Source organism: Allocoleopsis sp., from assembly GCF_036703385.1.
In the GTDB taxonomy this organism is placed as follows: Bacteria; Cyanobacteriota; Cyanobacteriia; order Cyanobacteriales; family Coleofasciculaceae; genus Allocoleopsis.
On sequence record NZ_DATNPA010000354.1, the window covers coordinates 1 to 4119 of the forward strand.

At 48.1% G+C, this 4119-nt stretch carries 5 protein-coding genes; 1 reads left to right on the forward strand and 4 read right to left on the reverse strand.

From position 1 onward, the window contains the following. Both V6C93_RS17560 and V6C93_RS17565 read right to left on the reverse strand, forming a co-directional pair. On the reverse strand, positions 1 to 597 hold a 597-nt coding region (locus V6C93_RS17560), incomplete at its 3' end, for a TetR family transcriptional regulator (protein WP_333477964.1). Positions 598 to 710: 113 nt separating this feature from the next. Further along, entirely contained in the window at positions 711 to 881 is a 171-nt protein-coding gene (locus V6C93_RS17565; RefSeq protein ID WP_333477965.1) for a hypothetical protein, read from the reverse strand. A 268-nt stretch (positions 882 to 1149) separates the two neighbouring features. Between V6C93_RS17565 and V6C93_RS17570 the strand changes: the two genes are divergently transcribed. Beyond that, on the forward strand, positions 1150 to 1860 hold the full coding sequence (locus V6C93_RS17570; protein ID WP_333477966.1) for a pentapeptide repeat-containing protein: 711 nt from the start codon (positions 1150 to 1152) through the stop codon (positions 1858 to 1860). A 14-nt stretch (positions 1861 to 1874) separates the two neighbouring features. On the opposite strand, the gene V6C93_RS17575 is transcribed toward V6C93_RS17570, so the two are convergent. Beyond that, on the reverse strand, positions 1875 to 3221 hold the full coding sequence (locus V6C93_RS17575) for a glycosyltransferase family 4 protein (protein WP_333477967.1): 1347 nt from the start codon (positions 3219 to 3221) through the stop codon (positions 1875 to 1877). 489 nt (positions 3222 to 3710) lie between these two features. Further along, a partial coding sequence (locus V6C93_RS17580) for a glycosyltransferase family 4 protein (protein ID WP_333477968.1) occupies positions 3711 to 4119 on the reverse strand: 409 nt, incomplete at its 5' end.

Sequence of the window (4119 nt, forward strand, 5' to 3'; positions counted from 1 at the left end):
ATTGCCATTTTGTAATGCGACTTGGAAGAAATCTGTTTTTGAAGAGACGGTATCTAGTATTGGTATCTGTTCTAGTATCGTTGGTTGAAGTTCAACCCGTTCGGAATCATCAAAAATGGGTTTAGACTCTTCAAGAGCAGCCTTCTCTGCTTCAGTGATGATGTCGGTATCCGTGAGTGATGAACTCCTGAAGAGTTCAGCCTTCGAGGAAAAGTCTATTGCCGAAACTTCTGGTCGGTATTCTGGCCGTTCTTGGCTTTCTGGTTGTATTTCCTTTTCCGGAGAAATGGGGGGGAGATTTGACAAGGGCTTTTGGGCTTGGGCGGATTCGCGGTAGGCTTGCCACCTCCGATTGACCTCGACGCTGGCAATGCCAGCTCCCACGCTAACTACGATCGCAAATCCAACGTAGGGAATTGCGACATCTTTATGCTGACCATTGAAGATGGGTTGAATTTCGCCACTAAAAAAGGGCGGTATTTCGACGAATACCGGTTCGGATTTGATGAGAGCAAACGGTACGGTCAGGGTAGAAAAGACAGCACTAGAAATAACTACAGCGGGTAGTAAAACGTTACTTAAGGGGACACTGCTCATATTCAACCGCTCCAAGCACGGAAGCGTGGTAACTGGCGCGTGAACTTTCTAAAATCGGTATGCACACCCACAGAAACTGAAAAATCGTACCTCTAGACTCAATTCCGCACTTTTCAAGGTACATCGGGATAATTTTTTTCGTGACTGGGATTGAACCCTTGTCCGGTAATAATTTGCTGTTGACGAGACGAGAAAAATCGCAACGGATAGCAGGGTCGCTCGACTATCCCGATTAATTCCCAGTTGCCTCCAGAGAGGTGATGCGCTCCTGATTCCTGCTTCAAAACTATCCAGCGTGCCAGTCCAACGAGCGGAATATCAGTTTTAGAGCTACAGAAGGTCTATTTATTACAGACTAGCAAGTTAAATGAAGCGTTTTTCGCGCCTTAGCGTGTCAAGCGCAACTAATTTTCAATGTTACCAAGAATTTCCTTAACTAAAACTTTAATGCCTCAGACTAAAACTTCACGCTCCTAGTCCTGTCTTCGGATTCATCGCCCGAGTAATGTAGATGGATAGATAGCACAATTCAAACTCTGCTGGCTTTGGCGTATGAACTTAAAAGTCGTCTTGATTATCCTAACGCTATTAGCTACTGCCACCTTACCGCTGGCGATCCGTTTTGCACCAGCTGACAAGCTTGGCCCATCATTTGAAAAGTCCCGTGCCTTGGCTCAAAAGGTTATTCCATCGCTAAAAGCTAAGCAAGCAGATGTTGAACATATTCTGAAAACGAAAAAGTGTGTCGGATGTAATCTCACGGCTATAAATCTGAGTGGAGCTGACTTAAGTGGAGCCGACTTTAGAAATAGCGATCTTTCTCGTGCCAACCTGACAAACGCAAAACTGAAAGATGCAAAAATGAGTGGTGCTCGTCTTAACGGAACCAACTTGACCCATGCTGATTTAGATGGGGCTGACTTTAAAAGTAGCGACTTGAAAGGTGCCGATCTCAGTGATGCTCAACTCTTAAATACCAACTTGACTAAGGCTAATTTAAGCACGGCGATTTTAAAACGTACTGAGTTGCGAGATGCAGATTTGACGGGAGCTAAGCTAGAGCGTGCCAACATGAGTCATGCCAGTTTAGTTGGCGCACATCTGACCGAAGCCAATTTAACGGGTACGAATTTGAGTAATGCTGTTTTACGCTACGCCGACTTATCCAAGGCAGTCCTGAACAAGACCAATCTGAACGGGGCAGACTTAAGTCTAGCGATTATGCCTAATGGAACCAGCGCGTATGGAACAACGCAGTACTGAGCCGCGAAGTCGTTTCAGGACGAAGTGGAGTAGGGGGGGGTAGTCGAAAGCGGTTGCTGATAGCCCTTCGGTAGACTACCTAGAAGCTGCTGGTGTAACGTCGCTGCACTAATTCGACTGTCAAAGCGCTGGATAACTGTTCGACGGCCATTGCGTGCCAGTTTGTGCCGCAGTTCCGGATTCTTCATCAGAGATTCAATTGCCTCTGCCAAGGCTTTCTCGTCACCGGGTGGAACTAGCAGACCATCATGACTCGTCGAGATGATTTCTGGGACACCTCCGGCGTCCGTTCCAATTGTTGGAACCTCCATCGCCATAGCCTCCATGTAGACTACACCAAGCGGCTCTGCGTGGCTGGCAAGGACAAATACATCGGATTGCTTCATGCGTTCGATAATCTGGTCTTCAGAGAGCGAACCCGTAAACTGCACGACTTGACACAAATCGAGTTGGCTGACCAGAGTTTCCAGGTTCTCTCGCTCGGGCCCGGCTCCCACCACCGTCAGTTTGATGGCTTGTCCTGCATCGACAATGCGTTTTATCGCTCGAATCAACAAGTCATGACCTTTGCTGTGATGCAGGCGACCCACTGTAATCGCTTGGAATACTTCATGCTCTTTTTTCGACCCTTTAGCCACAGGTATCCATTTTTTCGTATCTACACCGGTATGCCCAAGCAACGCTTGGTCTTGGCGCAGATGGGGATACTTCCGCCTAATCTGGTCGAGTAGTTGTTCTGTCACCGCCATTGTAAACTCGGCCTCTGTCAGCTTCTCGGTCATTGCCCCACCCCACCACTCAAGATTGGCATTCAGACTCAGAGAATAGGGAATGCCGTTAAGGCGCTTGAGCATCATCGCGAGGATTGCCGAGTTAGCGCAGCTATGGCAGTGCAGGTGGTCAATCCCTTGGGCACAGGCTTCGCGGGCTAAGATGCAAGCGGGCAACACGAGGGGCAACGTAGAACGCCACTTCGGGCGTTCCTCCACATCTAGCGTGAAGGCGAGCCAAATCGCTTTTCCCAGACCGAGGGGGCGCGTGAAGAGTACCCACAACAGCGTTGCTAATAGATGGAACGGACTGGGCGGCCATAAGTAATAGGTTTCTGCCTGTGCGGAATTCGCAAAGGCGTGGCGAGCTCGAATATCTTCCGCTGGGCGCTTGGTTGAAAAAACTTTGATTTGGACGCCCCACTCCCGCATGTGGGAAATTTCCCGCCATATCCAGATATGAGTCTGTCCGGGGAACTCCGGAATCAGGTAGCCAATTTTCTCTTGATTTGACCCTTGATTGGTTCGACTCGTTTTTCTATCTAGTGCATTGCCGCTGTCAGGAGCACGTTCAATGTTCTGAATCATCATTGTGGCTTACCTTGTCAGTCCTGTTTGAAGGGTGTAAGAGTGTCTCGTCGTTGCTAATTGACCTGTCGCTACATCAGTGCAAGTGTTGGAATTTGCTGTAGAAACATCCGTAGATCTTGACGTGAAGCCACCAACGATAGAATTTTCTCAAGTCCTGTGGCTGTGAGCATAGGGTTGGGGACCCGATTGGTCAGTATCGATCGCTACAACCTGACTGACCTGACTTACGCAATTGAGAACTGACTTGTAGGCTATTGTGGCGTTTATCCAAAATAACAACTTGGTTTGGGAACCCACGATTGACTAAGGCTAACTGGATGGGAAACGAGAGCCGTTTGAGCCGTCGAGGTAGCCCCGACGGCGGGGAAATCTCTGGTAAACGTCATCCCTGGATATGTAGCTACGTTACTTATCACTGGGTTTTTTGGGATTTATGCAAGAAATTGGATTAGTTGTCTTTCATTAAACGGAATGAGTGATTTGAGCGATTTAAGCCACCGCGATTTCCTTCGCTTCTTTATTGTCGATTAACCCACCTTTTTCCTTGTGCAAGCACCGAGCCAACTCTTGCGCGCTGATTCGATGGTTAAATTTCTCCGCAATCTTTTTCCGTGATGCACGACTTAGGTTTAATGCAAACTCTTTATCCTGTAATACCTTGGCTATGAGATCGGCCATTTCTTCGGGTTTTTCGGGTTGTACCAGTATGCCATCAACCCCGTTATCGATCAGCTCGGAATTACCGCCTACATCCGTCACAACTACAGGTGTTTCCATTGCCATTGCTTCCATAATGGCGACTGAGATGCCTTCGTTCAAGCTGGCTAACGCGAAAATGTGAGCTTCTTCAATTCCCTGACGATTTCTGGCTTCGGAAACAGCGCCTAGCAGCTCTACG